This window comes from Actinomadura violacea (assembly GCF_017573465.1).
Taxonomy (GTDB): Bacteria; Actinomycetota; Actinomycetes; order Streptosporangiales; family Streptosporangiaceae; genus Spirillospora; species Spirillospora violacea.
The window spans coordinates 106514-121743 of record NZ_JAGEPF010000026.1 but is presented as its reverse complement, the minus strand read 5'-3'; the positions used below and the strand labels follow the sequence as shown (position 1 = coordinate 121743).

Genomic DNA, 15230 nt, shown 5'->3' with positions numbered 1-15230 from the left:
CCGGCGGTCAGTCCTTCTTCCCCGTCGCCGCGATGGTGACGCCGAGGCCGATCATCATCAGGCCGCCGGTGCCGCCGATCGCGGCGAGCCGGCGCGGCGACCGGGCGAACCAGTTGCGCGCGGCGCCCGCGGCCAGCCCCCAGCAGCTGTCGCACAGCAGCGCGATCAGCACGAAGATCAGCCCGAACACCAGCATCTGCAGCGGCACGTGCCCGCGCCCGCGGTCGACGAACTGGGGCAGCACGGCGGCGAAGAAGACCGTCGTCTTGGGGTTGGTGATCCCGACGACGAAGCCCTGCCACAGGTCCCGGGCGCGGCTGCGGCCGGACGCGTCGCCGGTCCCGCCGATCGCCGCGGTCAGCGACCGGCGGTGCCGGAAGGCCTGGACGCCGAGGTACACCACGTAGGCGGCGCCCGCCAGCTTCAGCGCGGTGAACAGCACGACGGACCGTTCCACGAGCGAGCCGATCCCGAGCGCGACGGCGACGACGAGCACCAGCGCGCCGATCTCGTTGCCGATGACGCTCGTCAGCGCGGTGCCGCGGCCGTGCGAGAGGGCCCGGCCGACCACGAACAGCACCGTCGGGCCGGGGATCAGGATGATGGCCAGTGCCATCGCGGAGAACGCGAGCAGTGGTCCCGTCGACATCATGGTCGAACAGTACGCACCGGCCATCCCGCCCGCACACCGCTTTTCACGCGTCCTCGACCCGCCAGGACGCGCCGGACGCCGCGAGGAAGCCGAGGAGGTCCGCCGGGTCGAACGCCTCGGCGGGCGTGCGGGTCCCGGCGGGGGCGCCGTCCGCGACGAGCCGCCGGGCGCCCTCGACCGCGATCACCGCGGTGGTCCCGTACCCGTCCGTCCCGGTGACCTCGCCGCGCACGGTCCGCCCGGACCGGTCGGACGCCTCGGCCAGCATGAGCCACCGGGCGCCCGCGCGAGACGCCTCGTCCGGCCGCTCCGGAACGCTCTCCACCGCGTCGGCGGTCAGGCCGCCGAACAGCGCGGCGACCTCGGTGCGGATCGCGCCCCGGACGCGCCGCGCCCGCACATGGCGCGGAACGGTGACGACGCCGGGCAGCGCGAAGGACGCGACCGCGACCTTCTCCGGCCCGCCGGGCAGGGCGATCGTCCGCCCGGTGTCGTCGGCGGGCGCGGCGGCCCAGCCTCCGTCGCGGTACTCCAGCGGCACCGCCGCGCCGCCGGCCGCCGCCATCGAACGCGCGGTGCCGCGCGACACCGCGCCGGGCCGCCGCAGGTCGGCGACCAGCAGGTCGTCGACGTCGCCGAGGCGCGCGGCGACGAGCGCGGCGATCAGGTCGCCGGGCCCGCCGTCGTCGGCCAGGCCGGGGACGACCGTCACTCCGGCGCGCCGGGCGTCCGCGTCGAACGCGTCGAGGACGTGCCGCAGGTAGCCCTGCTCGCCCGTGGTGTCGACGTAGTGGCATCCGGCGGCGATCGCGGCCCGCACGACCGGTTCGCCCCAGAGTGCGAACGGCCCCGCGCAGTTGACCACCGCGTCGCAGCCGTGGAACGCGTCGGCGAGGACGGCGTGGTCCCCGAGCCCCGCGATCCGGAGGTCGGCGTCCCGCGCGCCGGCGCGGTCGGCGGCCTCGCGCAGGCGTTCCCCGTCGCGCCCCACGGCGACGGCGGCGATGCCCCGGCGGCGCAGTTCGGCGAGCGCCAGCCCTCCGGTGAACCCGCTCGCTCCGTAGACGGCGATCCTCATACTGCCTCCCTGTCGTTGTGCTCTCTGCGATCACCGTAGGGAGCACACGGGAGACTCCCCATGCCTGAGAATCCAGCCGCCATGTCCATTCGTCTCGCTGCTGGGCACTCTGCGATACGTTCGGACGCATGGACGTGCTCAGCGACGCGATCTCCGCCATGCGGCTCGGGCGGCCGCACTCCTCGCGCACCGTCCTGGACGCGCCGTGGGGCGTGCGGTTCGACCCGCAACCTGGCGCGGGCTTCCATGTGCTCCTCAAGGGCACCTGCTGGCTGATCCCCACGGTGGGCGGCCCGGTCCGGCTCGGTGTCGGAGACGTCGCGTTCCTGCCGCGCGAGCTGGGCCACGGCATCGCGGACGTCCCGGACCGCCCGCTGGCCGACGCGCGCTCCCTCATCCGCCCGCAGGCCGCCGACTCCGACGCCACCGCCGACGCCAACGCCAACGGCCGCGGCGCGGACGTCCGGACGGAGATGCTGTGCGGCGCGTACCGGCTCGACCAGACCCGGGTGCATCCGCTGCTCGCCGAACTCCCGGACGTCGTCCACATCCCGGCGCGGATCGGGAGGCATCCGTCGCTGCGCGGCGCGATCGAGCTGCTCGGCCGGGAACTGGACGGCGGCACGCGGCACGGCGGCGACGCCGCGCTGCCCGCGCTCCTGGACATCCTGCTGCTCTACATGGTGCGGGCCTGGTACGAGGACCGTCCGGCGGACGAGGCGACGGGCTGGGCGGCGGCGCTCCGCGATCCGGCGGTCGCGGCCGCGCTGCGGGGCGTCCACGACGAACCGGCCCGGCCGTGGACCGTCCGGTCGCTGGCCGGACGGGCGGGCCTGTCCCGCGCCGCGTTCGCGCGCCGCTTCACCGCCACGGTCGGCTCGCCTCCGCTCGCGTACGCGACGTGGTGGCGGATGACGGTCGCCGCGCGGCTGCTGCGCGACAGCGACCTGCCGTTGCGGGCGGTCGCGGAGCGGGTGGGGTACGCGTCGGAGTTCGCGTTCGCGAAGGCGTTCAAGCGGGAGTTCGCGGAGGCGCCCGGCCGGTTCCGGGAGGCGGTGCGGGGAGATGACCGGCCCTGGCCGGAGGGATGATCGTGACGTAGGCCACATCCCCGGCATACGGTGATCGCATGGCCGCCCCCGCGTCCGCCGCGCACGGGCCCGCCGGGGTCGCGTCCGCGGACGGCCCGGCGGCGGTGGCCTGGCGGCCGGTCCTGCTGCTGGCCGGGGTGCTCGGGGCGCTGCTGCTCGCGGTCGCCGCCCGCTACGGCTACCACCGCGACGAGCTGTACTTCCGCGTCGCCGGGCGGCATCCGGCGTGGGGCTATCCGGACCAGCCGCCGCTGCTGCCGCTGCTGACCAGGGCGGCCATCGCGGTGTTCGGGGACACGCTGGTGGCGCTGCGCGTCCCGGCGGCGGTCCTCTCCGCGATCGGCGTCGTGGTCGCCGCGCTGACGGCGCGGGAGATGGGCGGCGGGCGCCGCGCCCAGATCCTCACCGCCGCCTCCTACGCCGTGTGCCCGTTCGTGGTCGCGGTCGGCCACAGCTTCTACACCGCGACGCTCGACGTGCTGCTGTCGACGGCGCTGGTGTGGGTCGTGGTCCGGTGGGTGCGGACGTCCGATCCGCGGATGCTGCTCGCGGCGGGCGTGGTCGCGGCGGCGGCGCTGAACGTCAAGTACCTGGCCGGGTTCCTGCTCGCCGCGATCGTCGCGGGCCTGCTGGTCTCCGGGCCGCGGGACTTCCTGCGCCAGCCGATGCTCGCGGCGGGCGTCGCGGTGGCCGTCGCGGCGGTGGTGCCGGGGCTGGTGTGGCAGGCCCGGCACGGCTGGCCGCAGATCGACATGGCCGGGAAGATCGCCGGCAGCGGCGACTTCGCCGGAAGGCCCGGCTTCATCCCGTTCCAGATACTGATGACCGGGATCCTGCCGTCCTGGCTGTGGATCTACGGGCTGTGGCGGACGTACCGGTCGGACGCCCTGCGCCCGTTCCGCTTCCTCGGCCACGCCTACCTGTTGCTGAACGTCGTGTTCATCGCGACCGGCGGCAAGCCGTACTACCTGGCCGGGCTGTGGGCGGCGCTCTGGGCGGCGGGCGCCGTCGAGGTCGAGCGGCGCGGCGCGCCGCGCGGGTGGGGCTGGGCGGCGACCATCCCGGCGTACGCCGTGACGGCGGCCTGCACCATCGCGCTGACGCTGCCGGTGTACCCGGTGAAGTGGCTGGCCGACACGCCGCAGCCGGTCATCAACGCCGACTCCGCCGAGACCGTCGGCTGGCCCCGCTTCGCGCGGGAGGTCGCGCGCGTCTACCGGACGCTGCCGCCGGACGAGCGCGCCAAGGCCGTGATCGTGGCGGGCAACTACGGCGAGGCCGGCGCGCTCGACCGGTACGGCCCGAAGCTCGGCCTGCCGCGCGCCTACAGCGGGCACAACGGGTTCTGGTACTTCGGCCGGCCGCCCGACACCGGCGGGCCGGCGATCGTCGTCGGCCCGGACACCGTCGCCGACGGCGCTCGCCTGCACCGCTACTGGACGGACGTCCGCCCGGTGGGCCGCATCGACGATGGCGTCGGCCTCGACAACCAGGAGCAGGGCAAACCGGTGTGGGTGTGCCGAGGGCAGCGCGCGCCCTGGACCCGGCTGTGGCCCGAGTTCAAGACCCTCGGCTGACGCTAGGCCAGGATCTCCCAGCCGGACGCGCGGCGGACCAGCAGGTCGTGCGTCAGGAGGCTGCCGGCCGGGACGTCCCACGCCGGGTCGGAGACGCCGTCGCCGCGGTCCTCCGCCCACACCTGCCCGACCGCCCAGCGCAGCTTGTCGACGCCGTCCGGGTGCCCGGTGCCGGACGCCACGAACACGTCCCGGGCGGGCGCCGCGACGACGAGGTCGCCCTCCACGTCCTGCGCGAGCTTGTCGAGGAACCCCTCGTCCAGCAGCAGCGCCGCCTCCAGGCCGCCCCGCCGGGACGGCGCGCCCTGCGGGCCGGGCTCGCCGAGCGTCACCGTCACCGCGCGCACGTCCGGGTACCAGCTGAGCCCGAGCTCGGGCCGGCGGTCCCGCAGGTTGATCACCGCCTGCCGGCGCAGGTCGCCGGCCGCGACGCCGAGGTCGGCGCAGTGCCGCGGCGCGACGTGCTCGTACCGGCGGCCCGCCACCGCGGTCTCGTCGGCGATCTCCAGCGCGTAGGTGACGTACAGGTCGCCGGCGAACGCGTCGCGGACCGGCTCCTCGTCCGGCGGCAGCGGGAACTCCAGCTGGATCTCGGCCGGAACCCGCGCCTTCATCAGCGGGACGATGAGACTGGAACGCTCCTCGGTCACCGACGTTCCTCTCGTGCTCATTGCTGAGGTTGACGAGGGTCGAGCTTAGTACGGGTGCGGGAGGGGCCGGACTGCCCAGCGCATGGCGAGTGTGATCGGACGGGCACGGTGGGTAGTGATCGTGTCGGAGGCGACGTGAACTTCTGGGAGTATCTGGGCAGCCGGCGGGAGCGGCTCCAGTTCGAGACGTGGCAGCACGCCAGCATGGTGTTCCAGTGCGTGCTGGCCGCGCTGGTGCTCGGGCTGCTGATCGGGCTGGCCGTCTACCGCAGCGGCCGGCTGTCCGCGCTGGCCACCAGCACCGCCGGGGTGGTGTTCACGGTGCCGTCGCTGGCGCTGCTCGGCCTGCTGATCACGCCGCTCGGGCTCGGGGTGGCGCCGAGCGTCGTCGCGCTGACCCTGTACTCGCTGCTGCCGATCGTGCGGAACACGATCGTCGGGCTGTCCGGCGTGGACCGGACGCTGGTGGACGCGGCGCGCGGCATCGGGATGACCCGCACCGCGATCCTGCTGCGGATCGAGCTGCCGCTCGCCTGGCCGGTGATCCTCACCGGCGTCCGGGTGAGCACGCAGCTCGCGATGGGGATCGGCGCGATCGCCGCGTACGTGTCCGGGCCCGGGCTCGGCGAGCAGATCTTCTCCGGGCTGGCCCGGCTCGGCGGCGCCAACGCGATCAACATGACGCTCGCCGGGACGGTCCTGATCATCATCCTGGCGCTGCTGTTCGACGGCTGCTTCGTGCTGATCGGGCGGCTGACGACCCCGCGGGGCGTCCGTGTCTGACGGCGTGCGGGAGACCCGGGACGCGGAGCCGGCGGGCGGGCGGGAGCCGGCCGGGCGCGGCGGGATCGAGCTGATCAACGTCACCAAGCGGTACCCCGGGCAGGACGCCCCGGCGGTCGACGACGTCACGATGACGATCCGCGGCGGCGAGATCGTCGTGCTGCTCGGCCCGTCCGGCAGCGGCAAGACCACGATGATGCGGCTGATCAACCGGCTGATCGAGCCGACCTCCGGGAAGATCATCGTGGCCGGGCAGGACGCGCTGGGCCTCGACCCGACGGAGCTGCGCCGGCACATCGGCTACGTGATCCAGAACGCCGGGCTGTTCCCGCACATGACGGTCGCGACGAACGTCGGCCTCGTCCCGCAGATGCTGAAGTGGGACAACAAGCGCATCGCGGAGCGGGTCGACGAGCTGCTGGAACTCGTCGACCTCGATCCCGCGCAGTACCGCGACCGGTACCCGCGCGAGCTGTCCGGCGGGCAGCAGCAGCGCGTCGGCGTCGCGCGCGCGCTCGGCGCCGACCCGCCCGCGATGCTGATGGACGAGCCGTTCGGCGCCCTCGACCCGATCACGCGCGGGAACCTGCAGGACTCGCTGCTGCGGCTGCAGGAGGAGCTCGGCAAGACGATCGTGTTCGTCACCCACGACATCGACGAGGCGCTCAAGCTCGGCGACCGCATCGCGATCCTCGACAAGGGCTCGCGGGTCGCGCAGTACGCGACGCCGCAGGAGATCCTGCTGAACCCGGCCGACGAGTACGTCGAGCAGTTCCTCGGCGGCGGGCAGGCGATGCGGCTGCTGCAGTTCAGCCGGGTCGCGGACGTGCCGCTGCAGGACGTCCCGCGGGCGCGGACCGGGGACGACGCGGCGGAGGTCCGGCGCCGGATCGCGGCCGGCGACATCGGCTTCGCGATCGTCCTGGACGAGCGGGACCGCCCCGTCCGGTGGGCCCATCCGGAGGACGTGGAGGGCGTCACCGGGCCGATCGGCGAGCGCGGGATGGACGTCGCGCCGCCGATCCGGGCCCGCGACACCCTGCAGCAGGCGCTCGAGTCGCTGATCCAGATCGAGCATGAGTGGGTGCCGGTCGTCGGGCCGCGCGGCGTCTACCGCGGCACGGTCACCCTCGGCACCCTGCAGAACGCGATCAAGGACATGAAGGACCGGGCGCGGACGAGGCGGCGGCCGTCGTGAGCGGCGCGCCGCCGGCCGTCCCGGTGTCGTCCGGGGAGGCGCCTGAGGAGAACCCGAGCGCCGCCGCCGAGCCGCGGCAGTCGCTGCACACCCCGACGGGACGGTCCTGGCGGTCGTGGCTGGAGCCGCTCGCGATCATCCTGATCGGTGTCGCGTGGATGCTGTACGTGGAGAACTCGAACCTCGACAGCATCGCCGCCCGCAGCCTCGCGACGCGCTACGTCACGCAGAAGACGTGGGAGCACATCGAGCTGACCGTGGTGTCCACGCTGGTCGTCCTGGTGATCGCGATCCCGCTCGGCGTGCTGCTGAGCCGCTCGTGGGCGCGTCCGGCGACGCCGTTCGTGCTGGCGGTCGCCAACATCGGGCAGTCCGCGCCGGCGATCGGGGTGGTGGTGCTGCTCGCGGTGATCTGGGGCATCGGCTTCTGGACGGCCATCGTCGCGCTGGTCGCCTACGGGGTGCTGCCGGCGCTGCGCAACACGATGGTGGGGCTCCAGCAGGTCGACCCGTCGCTGACCGACGCGGGCCGCGGCATCGGGATGTCGCCGCGCACGGTGCTGCGCCGCGTGGAGCTGCCGCTCGCCGCGCCGGTCATCCTGGCCGGCATCCGCACCACGCTCGTGCTGATGGTCGGGACGGCCAGCATCGCCGCGTTCATCAGCGGCGGCGGGCTCGGCGACCTCATCACCAGCGGCGTCAGCACCCAGCGGACCCCGGTGCTGCTCACCGGCTGCGTGCTCATCGCGCTGCTGGCGCTGCTGATCGACTGGCTCGGCGGGATGGCGACCCGCATCCTCGCGCCGAAGGGGCTGTGATGCGGCGCGGGCTCCCGGCCGCCGCGCTCGCGGCGGCGCTCCTTCTGCTCGCCGGGTGCGGGCTCAAGCCGGCGTCGGCGTTCATCCCGCACATCGAGCCCGGCAGCATCCGTCCCGTCCCGGACCTGAAGGACGCGACGATCCGGGTCACCTCGAAGGAGTTCACCGAGCAGATCATCCTCGGCAAGATCGCGGTGCTGGCGCTGACCGCCGCCGGCGCGAACGCGGTCGACCACACCAACGTCCAGGGCAGCGTCACGTCCCGCAAGTCGATCGTCAACGGCGACAACGACCTGATGTGGGAGTACACCGGCACCGGCTGGATCACCTACCTCGGGCAGGAGAACCCCATCCCGGACCCGCAGAAGCAGTTCCAGGCCGTCCGCGACCTCGACATGAAACGCAACCGCATCGCCTGGCTGGCGCCGCCCGCACCGCTCAACAACACCTATGCGATGGCGGTCACCACCGCGAACCAGAAACGGTTCGGGCTGACGGACCTCTCCGACATGACGAAGGTCCCGGCGGGGCAGCGGACGTTCTGCGTCGACCCCGAGTTCTTCGCCCGCAACGACGGGCTGCGCGGAATGCTGAAGGCGTACGGGCTGTCGTACGGGTCGAGCGTCCCCGCGACCAATGTCCGGCAGATGTCGTCCGGCGTCGTCTACAACGCCACGTCGAGCGGGAAATGCACCTTCGGCGAGGTGTTCACCACCGACGGGCGCATCCAGGCGCTCCGCCTGCACGTCCTCGGCGACAGCAAGCACTTCTTCCCGAACTACAACCCGGCCATCACCGTCCGCGATTCGGTGCTGCGCGCCCATCCGGAAATCACCGGCCTCTTCGCGCAGATCAGCCCGAAACTGACGACCGGCGTCATGCGGAACCTCAACAGCAAGGTCGACGTGGACGGCGACGACCCGGTATTCGTCGCCCGCGACTGGATGCGCGAGCAAGGTCTCATCAAATAGCGGGAGCGCCTCCCGGCGGCACCACTCGCAGATCGTGCGGCGCGCCGTTCTCGATGAGCCGCCACAGGGCGTCGGTGTCGAGATGCCGCTCGACGAGGTCGCCCAGCGCGTTCAGCGTCGCCTCCCGCAACGCGGCGAACCCCACGTCCGGCGCCGGGGTGAAATCGCGGCCGGCCGTTTCCGCGACGTCCTTCAGGAACGCGCGCCGGAATCCGTCGTTCTCCATGGCGCCGTGCCAGGTCGTCCCCCAGACGGCGCCCGAACGGCACCCGTCGAGGAAGGGCTCGCCGCCTTCCACGGTCACGATGCCGTGGTGGATCTCGTAGGCGTCGACGTCCTCGCCGTATGCACTTCCTCTTGGGCGCCCAAGGGTTTTATCCCTCTCGAAAACGACCCTCGCCGGCAGCAGGCCGAGCCCTTCGACGCGGCCGGTCCCCGATTCGACCCGGTCCACGATCTCCTTCGCGAGCATCTGGTGGCCGCCGCAGATGCCGAGCACCGGACGCCCTTCCCGGGCCCGCCGCACGATCTCGTCCGCCATTCCCCACTCGCGCAGCCACGCCAGATCCTCGACCGTCGCCCGCGTCCCCGGCAGCACGACGAGATCGGCCTCCGCGAGATCGCCGGCGCTCGCGGCGTACCGCACCACGACGCCCGGCTCGCAGGCCAGCGCGTCCAGGTCGGTGAAGTTCGAGATGCGCGGGAACCGCACCACCGCGATCCGCAGCGTCTGCCTGCCGAACGGCGCGGCGGCATCGGGACGCGGCGCGTCCAGCGCGAGGGTGTCCTCGGAATCGAGGTACAGCCCGAGCGTCCACGGCAGCACGCCCAGCACGGGACGGCCCGTCAACCGCCGCAACTGCTCAAGGCCCGGCTCCAGCAGTTCCTTGGCGCCCCGGAACTTGTTGACGACGAACCCCGCGATGAGCGCCTGATCGGCCGGCTCCAGCAGCGCGACCGTGCCGAAAAGCGACGCGAACACCCCGCCCCGGTCGATGTCGCCGACCACGACGACGGGAAGGTCCGCCATTCTCGCGAGGCCCATGTTGACGATGTCCCCGGCGCGCAGATTGATCTCCGCCGGGCTTCCCGCGCCCTCGCAGACCACCACGTCGTACTCGCTCCGCAACTCCTCCAGGCTCTCCTTCACGACCCCGCGGAGCCATTCCTTGTGGTCGCCGTACTGGAGCGCGTCCACCTCGGCGACCGGCCGGCCCAGCACCACGACCTGGCTGCGCCGGTCGCTCCCCGGCTTCAGCAGAACCGGGTTCATGACCGCTCTCGGCTCCACCCCCGCGGCCTGCGCCTGCATGTACTGCGCCCGCCCGATCTCGGCGCCGTCCGCGGTCACCATCGAATTCAGCGACATGTTCTGCGCCTTGAAAGGCGCCACCTTCACGCCCTGCCGCGCCAGCCAGCGGCACAGCCCGGCGGTCACCACGCTCTTCCCCGCGTCGGACGTCGTCCCCGCGACCAGCAGACCGCTCACCGCAGCCCCCACACCAGCGCCGCCGCCGCGAACGTCGCCGCCGCCGACAACCGCACCGCCCTCCCGATGTCCCGGACCTCCGGAGTCCGCCCGTCGCCCATCTCGGGCCGCCTCTCCACCGCGCCGCCGTACGAATTCGTCCCGCCCAGCCGGACGCCGAGGGCACCCGCGAACGCCGCCTCGCACCGTCCCGCGTTCGGGCTCGGGTGATTGCCGCCGTCCCGCCGCAGAACGCGCCACGCGTCCCGTCCCGAACAAAGGACGACGAGCATTCCCGTCAGCCGCGCCGGAACCCAGTTCGCCGCGTCGTCCAACCGCGCCGCGGCCCATCCGAACCGTTCATAACGCGGATTCCTATAGCCGACCATCGCGTCAAGGGTGTTGACGGCCCGATAGGCCAGCAGCCCAGGAACACCGCCCACGGCTCCCCACACCAGCGGGGCGATCGCCGCGTCCGAGGTGTTCTCCGCCACCGATTCCACGGTCGCCCGAGCCAACGCGGCCTCGTCCAGGCCCTTGGGATCGCGCGCGCACAGATGCGAAAGCCGGTCCCTGGCGGCGTCCAGATCGCCGTCCTTGAGAACCCGTTCCATCGCGAGCCCTTCACGTCCCAAAGACGTCCCGCCGAGAACGGCCCACGTGGCGGCCGCCGTGACCGCGACCCTCAACGGCCCCCGCGCCGCCCGCTCCAGCAGCACCCCCGAAGCCACGGCCCCGCCCACCAGAACCCCGGCATAGACAACACCCGCCGCCCGCGAATCCCGGTAGACGAGCCGCTCGAACCTCGCCGCCAACCGCCCGAACCCCGCGACCGGGTGCCCCCTGCGCGGATCCCCGAGCAGCGCGTCCAGCGCCACCCCGAGAAGCAGACCCTCAGCAGAGCCTCGCATCAAGCTCATCCCAGTGACGCTCCAACCAGTCCTGCGCCCGCCGGATCCGCGGGCCCGCCCCACCCTGCCAGATCCGCGCCCAACCTCCGCCTTCGGCCGCCCTCGCCCGCATCGCCTCGTACGACCGCTCGAACCGCACCCGCGCCGCCGGCAGCACGTCCCGCCGCCGCTCCCGGTCCAGCCCGTACGCGTCGCAGAGGATCCGCACCCGCCGCGCGACGTCCGCCCCGTACAGCAGCGCGTCGCGGTCCGCCGGATCGGCGATCGGCGCCCAGTGCCGCAGCGCCGTCACCACGTCGTACAGCCGCGTCGTCGGCCGCGCCAGGTCGAAATCGATCAGCGCCGCCGGGGCTCCCCCGCGGAACACCACGTTCTCCGGCGTCACGTCGCAGTGCCCGATCAGCTCAGGCGGCCCGTCCAGATTGGACGCCTCCCGGTCCCAGTCCCCGTCGGGCACCCCGTAGGGGGCCACCGCGTCGTGGTACCGGCGCAGCAGCACGCCGACGCCCCGCAGCGCGTCCTCGGACACCGCATACCCCGGCAGCGGCCGGTGCGGCACGTCCCCCGGCACCCAGCTGAGGATCTCCCGCCCCCGGTCGTCCACGCCCAGCACGCGCGGCGCGCCGTCGAACCCGGCCCCCTCCAGGTGCCGCAGCAGCCCGTGCACCGCCGCACTGTGCGCCCGAAGCGGCCTGCGCACCGTGTTCCCCACCCGCACCACGCCCTCCGTCACGTCCCCGCCGGAGAGCGGCACCTCACTGTCCACCGCCACAGCAACCCAAGATATGACCCCTCGCCCACCGCCTCGTCCCGGCGCGTCGCCTGGTGGCACCGTTATGGATGTGGAGCCGGAGGACGCGCAGCCTTACACTGTGTCCCGGCGTCCCGCCGGGCCGCCGAGCGCCCGTAGCTCAGCTGGATAGAGCATCGGTCTTCTAAACCGACGGTCGCGGGTTCGAATCCTGCCGGGCGCGCCACCCCTGACCAGCATAAACGCGTACTTACAAACCAAGCTCCACGCCTGGAATGTCCGCACGTCAGCTCGATGTTCGCTCGGATGCCAGACCCCTGTCGCCAGCGCGTCGGTCACGACGTCGTGCGCGGTTTCGGAGCATCGGTATGCACGCTCGACGGCACCCCGCCGGTCAAGTCCCGGGCCGACAGCTCTACAAGCGGAAGATCCCGCCCTACCGTCTACGTGGTGCGAGTCCGGCCTCGAAGGCGATGATCGCCAGGTGGACGCGGTCCCGGGCCTCGAGCTTGGCGAACAGGCGCGCGACATGAGTCTTCGCCGTCGCCGCGCTGATCACCAGCCGCTCGGCTATCTCGGTGTTCGACAGTCCCTGTCCGACCAGTGCCAGCACCTCTCGTTCCCGGTCGGTGATCTCCGCGATGAGACGTGAGTCCGCGGCGGGCTCGGCGGCCGGTCCGGGGGCCGGGGTGGCGGGCGTTCCGGCGAAGTCCGCGATCAGCCGCCGGGTCACGCTCGGTGCGATCAGCGCGTCGCCGGCCGCCACCACGCGGATCGCGTCCAGGATCGCGTCCAGGGCCATGCTCTTGAGCAGGAATCCGCTGGCCCCGGCGCGCAGTGCGCCGTAGACGTACTCGTCGTCGTCGAAGGTCGTCAGCACCAGCACCTTGGGCGGGTCCGGCTCGGCGGTCGCCTGCCGGGTCGCCTCGATCCCGTCCATGCCCGGCATCCGGATGTCCATCACCACGACGTCCGGACGCAGCTCACGCACCAGGCGCACCGCCTCCCGGCCGTCGGGGGCCTCGCCGACCACCTCCAGGTCGTCGGTGTCGCCGATCAGAATCGCGAGCCCGACCAGCAGCAGCGGCTGGTCATCGACCAGCAGCACCCGCACGCTCATGCCGGGAGCCTCGCCGTCACCCGGAATCCGCCCTCCGGACGCCGGCCGGCGCTGAACTGGCCGGACAGCAACGTCACCCGCTCGCGCATGCCGAGCAGGCCGAAGCCGCTCCCGCCGGCCGCGGTGAGCCTGCGACGGCCCGGCCCGCCGAGACCGTCGTCCCCGTCGTCCACCACCTCGATCGTCACTCCTTTCGGCTCATAACCGACCGCGACCCGGCACGTCCGCGCCCCGGAATGCCGCACCACGTTCGTCACCGACTCCTGGATGATCCGGAACGCCGACAGTTCGATCTCCGGCGGCAGCGGACGCCGCTCGCCCCGCCAGGTCACGTGGACCCGCACCCCGGCGTCGGCCGTGCGTTCGGCGAGCTGCGGTACGTCGGCCAGGCTGCCGGCCGGCGCCAGCGGAGCGGCCTGCGGCATGGCGTCGTCCGGCTCGGCGCGGCGCAGCGCCCCGAGCATGCGCTGCAGTTCGAGCAGCGTCTCCCGGCTGGTGGTCTCGATGCCGGTCAGCGCCTGCCGCGTCTGCTCGGGCTTGGTCTGAACGACCCGTGCCGCCGCTCCCGACAACACCGTGATGATCCCGATGCTGTGCGCGACGCTGTCGTGCAGTTCGCGGGCGATCCGCAGCCGCTCGGTCAGGACGGCGCGGGCCGCCCTCTGCTCGTCCAGGGCTTCGAGGTATTCACGGCGTTTGCGATACACCCCGCCGAAGACCCACGCGACCGCGAAAAACAACGCGAGCCCCCCGGCGAACTGGGCCGCGTCGCTGACGGTCTCCCCGGGGATGTGGGTGACGTTGACGAACGCGGCCGCGACGGCCGCGACGGAACCGACGGCGGCGGCCTTCGGCCGCCGGACGGCGAGGTACCCGCCCAGGGCGACGAGCAGGACGAACACGATCGAGGGCCGCGCGCCGAAGATGTCGCCGATGACCGCTTCGCCGAGGACCGCCGCGAAGACCGCCGGCGGCAGACGGCGCACGAGCAGGACCGGAAGGGCGAGCACGAAGAAGAGCCCGGTCCGAGAGGCCGGCATCGTCCAGACGAGCATCAGCGCGTAGAAGCAGGCGGTGGCCAGCACCATGGCCTGTGACATCAGCCAGGTCACGCGCTTCGACGTCGAGAGTCGCTGGAGAAGCTCTTCCATGCGCCGATCGTATTCAGCGGCGTCGGATCCGCGCGTCGCCCCGGGGATGTACGCCGGTACACCGCCGGGCCGATGGCCTGGGGATACGGTGACATCCGCCGGCCGACGCGACGGACGGCGTTCTGTTCCTAGCTTCGTGGACATGACGAATGCACCGCTGATCGATCTTCGTGACGCGACGAAGAAATACGACGACGGCCCGCCCGCGCTGGCCGGTGTGACCTTGGCCGTGGCGTCCGGTGAGTGCGTGGCGATCCTCGGCCATTCCGGCAGCGGGAAGTCCACGCTGCTGAATCTGATCGCGGGCCTGGACAGGCCCTCCAGTGGCAGTGTCACCGTCGCCGGCACCCGCGTCGACCGGCTCGGTGAGACCGGTTCGGCGAAGTACCGCCGGGCCTCGATCGGCATGATCTTCCAGTTCTTCAATCTGCTCGACGACCTGACCGTGCTGGACAACGTCATGGTTCCGGCGCAGCTGGCGGGGATGGGGAAGGGTGAGGCGAAGCGGCGGGCCATCGAACTGCTCGGCTCGCTGGGCATCGACCGGCATGCCGGCGCCTACCCGCAGCGGCTGTCCGGCGGGCAACGGCAGCGGGTGGCGGTGGCCAGGGCCCTGATGAACAAGCCCGCGCTGCTGCTGGCCGACGAGCCCACCGGCGCGCTGGACTCGAACTCGGCCGAGGGCGTGCGCCGGCTGCTGCTGGATCTGAACAGCGAGGGCCAGACCATCTTGCTGGTGACCCACGATGCGCAGCTGGCCGCGAGCACCGCGCGCCGCACGATCGAGCTGGTCGACGGCGTGGTCGAGCGGGACGTCATCAACGACGGCAGCGGTGCCGGCTTGGCCGCCCGCACGCCGCTGTCCCGTCCGACGGGAGCGGCCGGATGACACTGTGCGAGCCGCCGATGCCCCGGCGCCTCTTCGAGGCCGCATTCCATGCCATGTCCCGCGTGCTGCCGGCGGTGAACCGGTGAGCGCCCTGGGCAAGGTCGTGCGCTCCGGCGTGGGCC

15 protein-coding genes and 1 tRNA gene are annotated in these 15230 nt (G+C 72.8%); 8 read left to right on the top strand and 8 right to left on the bottom strand.

The window, feature by feature from the left end:
* Window positions 1–7: 7 nt before the first annotated feature.
* Both J4709_RS37460 and J4709_RS37455 read right to left on the bottom strand, forming a co-directional pair.
* Complete coding sequence (locus J4709_RS37460; RefSeq protein WP_208248264.1) at window positions 8–652, bottom strand: LysE family translocator; 645 nt, start codon at window positions 650–652, stop codon at window positions 8–10.
* A gap of 43 nt (window positions 653–695) precedes the next feature.
* Window positions 696–1730 carry a saccharopine dehydrogenase family protein gene (locus J4709_RS37455; protein ID WP_208248262.1) on the bottom strand — a complete coding sequence of 345 codons (1035 nt, stop codon included), beginning with the start codon at window positions 1728–1730 and terminating at the stop codon, window positions 696–698.
* 128 nt (window positions 1731–1858) lie between these two features.
* Here J4709_RS37455 and J4709_RS37450 point away from each other — a divergent pair, with 128 nt between their 5' ends.
* Together J4709_RS37450 and J4709_RS37445 are read left to right on the top strand one after the other, a co-directional pair.
* Window positions 1859–2821: an AraC family transcriptional regulator gene (locus J4709_RS37450; protein WP_208248260.1), complete on the top strand. Its 963-nt coding sequence runs from the start codon at window positions 1859–1861 to the stop codon at window positions 2819–2821.
* 38 nt (window positions 2822–2859) lie between these two features.
* The gene (locus J4709_RS37445; protein ID WP_208248258.1) at window positions 2860–4398 is read left to right on the top strand and encodes a glycosyltransferase family 39 protein; all 1539 of its coding nucleotides are present in this window, start codon (window positions 2860–2862) and stop codon (window positions 4396–4398) included.
* A gap of 2 nt (window positions 4399–4400) precedes the next feature.
* Here J4709_RS37445 and J4709_RS37440 read toward each other — a convergent pair whose 3' ends face one another.
* Entirely contained in the window at window positions 4401–5048 is a 648-nt protein-coding gene (locus tag J4709_RS37440; protein WP_307801887.1) for a DUF1444 domain-containing protein, read from the bottom strand.
* A gap of 135 nt (window positions 5049–5183) precedes the next feature.
* Here J4709_RS37440 and J4709_RS37435 point away from each other — a divergent pair, with 135 nt between their 5' ends.
* Genes J4709_RS37435 through J4709_RS37420 form a run of 4 tightly spaced genes read left to right on the top strand, consistent with a single transcriptional unit; the run spans window position 5184 to window position 8818 of the window.
* Window positions 5184–5831: an ABC transporter permease gene (locus tag J4709_RS37435; protein ID WP_208248254.1), complete on the top strand. Its 648-nt coding sequence runs from the start codon at window positions 5184–5186 to the stop codon at window positions 5829–5831.
* Window positions 5824–7029, top strand: a complete 1206-nt coding sequence (locus J4709_RS37430) for an ATP-binding cassette domain-containing protein (RefSeq protein WP_307801886.1) — start codon at window positions 5824–5826, stop codon at window positions 7027–7029. Before J4709_RS37435 ends, J4709_RS37430 begins: the two co-directional genes overlap by 8 nt.
* On the top strand, window positions 7026–7847 hold the full coding sequence (locus J4709_RS37425) for an ABC transporter permease (RefSeq protein WP_307801885.1): 822 nt from the start codon (window positions 7026–7028) through the stop codon (window positions 7845–7847). The genes J4709_RS37430 and J4709_RS37425 overlap by 4 nt, the downstream gene beginning before the upstream one ends.
* Window positions 7847–8818, top strand: coding sequence for a glycine betaine ABC transporter substrate-binding protein (locus J4709_RS37420; RefSeq protein WP_208248252.1), 972 nt, complete (start codon window positions 7847–7849; stop codon window positions 8816–8818). Before J4709_RS37425 ends, J4709_RS37420 begins: the two co-directional genes overlap by 1 nt.
* Here J4709_RS37420 and J4709_RS37415 read toward each other — a convergent pair.
* From J4709_RS37415 to J4709_RS55875, 3 genes are read right to left on the bottom strand one after another with little or no spacing between them, the layout of a single operon-like run.
* Window positions 8811–10307, bottom strand: coding sequence for a cobyric acid synthase (locus J4709_RS37415; protein WP_208248250.1), 1497 nt, complete (start codon window positions 10305–10307; stop codon window positions 8811–8813). The genes J4709_RS37420 and J4709_RS37415 overlap by 8 nt on opposite strands.
* Window positions 10304–11206, bottom strand: coding sequence for a cobalamin biosynthesis protein (locus tag J4709_RS37410; RefSeq protein ID WP_208248248.1), 903 nt, complete (start codon window positions 11204–11206; stop codon window positions 10304–10306). Before J4709_RS37410 ends, J4709_RS37415 begins: the two co-directional genes overlap by 4 nt.
* Complete coding sequence (locus J4709_RS55875) at window positions 11181–11969, bottom strand: phosphotransferase enzyme family protein (protein WP_307801884.1); 789 nt, start codon at window positions 11967–11969, stop codon at window positions 11181–11183. The genes J4709_RS37410 and J4709_RS55875 overlap by 26 nt, the downstream gene beginning before the upstream one ends.
* Window positions 11970–12097: 128 nt before the next feature.
* Between J4709_RS55875 and J4709_RS37400 the strand changes: the two genes are divergently transcribed.
* Window positions 12098–12174: transfer RNA gene (locus tag J4709_RS37400), tRNA-Arg, on the top strand.
* Window positions 12175–12384: 210 nt separating this feature from the next.
* On the opposite strand, the gene J4709_RS37395 is transcribed toward J4709_RS37400, so the two are convergent.
* Together J4709_RS37395 and J4709_RS37390 are read right to left on the bottom strand one after the other, a co-directional pair.
* Window positions 12385–13068, bottom strand: a complete 684-nt coding sequence (locus J4709_RS37395) for a response regulator (RefSeq protein WP_208248246.1) — start codon at window positions 13066–13068, stop codon at window positions 12385–12387.
* Window positions 13065–14219, bottom strand: a complete 1155-nt coding sequence (locus tag J4709_RS37390) for a sensor histidine kinase (protein ID WP_208248244.1) — start codon at window positions 14217–14219, stop codon at window positions 13065–13067. Before J4709_RS37390 ends, J4709_RS37395 begins: the two co-directional genes overlap by 4 nt.
* A gap of 142 nt (window positions 14220–14361) precedes the next feature.
* On the opposite strand from J4709_RS37390, the gene J4709_RS37385 reads away from it, so the two are divergent.
* Window positions 14362–15108: an ABC transporter ATP-binding protein gene (locus tag J4709_RS37385; RefSeq protein ID WP_208248348.1), complete on the top strand. Its 747-nt coding sequence runs from the start codon at window positions 14362–14364 to the stop codon at window positions 15106–15108.
* Window positions 15109–15230 lie beyond the last annotated feature (122 nt).

Excerpts from the sequence above, each read along its gene's own strand:
- J4709_RS37445 (WP_208248258.1), top strand. The coding sequence starts at position 2,860 with ATGGCCGCCCCCGCGTCCGCCGCGCACGGGCCCGCCGGGGTCGCGTCC.
- J4709_RS37395 (WP_208248246.1), bottom strand. The coding sequence starts at position 13,068 with ATGAGCGTGCGGGTGCTGCTGGTCGATGACCAGCCGCTGCTGCTGGTC.
- J4709_RS37460 (WP_208248264.1), bottom strand. The coding sequence starts at position 652 with ATGATGTCGACGGGACCACTGCTCGCGTTCTCCGCGATGGCACTGGCC.
- J4709_RS37390 (WP_208248244.1), bottom strand. The coding sequence starts at position 14,219 with ATGGAAGAGCTTCTCCAGCGACTCTCGACGTCGAAGCGCGTGACCTGG.
- J4709_RS37450 (WP_208248260.1), top strand. The coding sequence starts at position 1,859 with ATGGACGTGCTCAGCGACGCGATCTCCGCCATGCGGCTCGGGCGGCCG.
- J4709_RS37385 (WP_208248348.1), top strand. The coding sequence starts at position 14,362 with ATGACGAATGCACCGCTGATCGATCTTCGTGACGCGACGAAGAAATAC.
- J4709_RS37455 (WP_208248262.1), bottom strand. The coding sequence starts at position 1,730 with ATGAGGATCGCCGTCTACGGAGCGAGCGGGTTCACCGGAGGGCTGGCG.
- J4709_RS37420 (WP_208248252.1), top strand. The coding sequence starts at position 7,847 with ATGCGGCGCGGGCTCCCGGCCGCCGCGCTCGCGGCGGCGCTCCTTCTG.
- J4709_RS37410 (WP_208248248.1), bottom strand. The coding sequence starts at position 11,206 with ATGAGCTTGATGCGAGGCTCTGCTGAGGGTCTGCTTCTCGGGGTGGCG.